The organism is Burkholderia sp. A2, assembly GCF_001729305.1.
Lineage (GTDB): Bacteria > Pseudomonadota > Gammaproteobacteria > Burkholderiales > Burkholderiaceae > Burkholderia > Burkholderia sola.
Map to the genome: position 1 here is coordinate 1,265 of NZ_LZXX01000058.1, position 819 is coordinate 2,083.

The following is an 819-nucleotide window of genomic DNA, read 5'->3' on the forward strand; positions in this document are numbered from 1 at the left end:
GACGAGCGACGACGAGCACGCGGTGTCGAGATGCAACGCCGGCCCATGAAATCCGAACAGGTAGGAAATGCGTCCGGCCGCGAAGGGCCGCGCGGTACCGAGCGACGTCTGCGCATAGCTGAGCGCGTCGCCCGCTACGCTCTCGCTGACGCGCGCGTAGTCGTCGACCGACGAGCCGACGAACACGCCGGTTCGGTACGACGCGATCGTTTCCCGCGAAAAGCCGGCATCTTCGAGTGCACGCCACGTGCATTCGAGCAACAGCCGCTGCTGCGGATCGATGTGCGGCGCCTCGCGCTCCGACACGCCGAAGAATCCCGCGTCGAAACGATCGACGTCGTCGATGAACCCGCCATGCCGGCTGTAGCTCGTGTCGCGCCGGCCCGGCCGCGGATCGTAGATCGCATCGGTCCATCGGTCGGCCGGCACGGGGCCGACGGCGTCGGTCCCGTCCGCGAGCATCGACCAGAGCGCGTCGGCGGAATCCGCGCCGCCGGGCAGGCGGCAGCCCATGCCCACGATGGCGATCGGTTCGTTCATCGCGCTGCGCGCTTCGGCCAGTTCGCGTTGCAGCGCGTCGATCTTCAGCAACGCTTGCTTCACGGGTGTAAGGGGCGCGGCGGGCGCGCGATTGGACTCGATCATGTGTACCACTCCAGACGTTCGCGGAACGAGACTGCCGGGGATCGGCTCAGCGCTGCAGCGCTTTCAGCAGCAGCGCTTCGGCCTGCGCGTCGGAGAGCGCCGCAAGCTGCTCCCGGGTAGGCGGCGCCTCGGCGCCGCCCACGATCGGCGCGGAATGCGCGTGCGCGGCGGCCG

1 protein-coding gene is annotated in these 819 nt (G+C 69.5%); it reads right to left on the minus strand.

Annotation, left to right across the window (positions count from 1 at the left end):
- The coding region (locus tag A9Z05_RS05405; protein ID WP_141723360.1) for a polyketide synthase at positions 1-645 on the minus strand (645 nt) is incomplete at its 3' end.
- Positions 646-819: the final 174 nt, after the last annotated feature.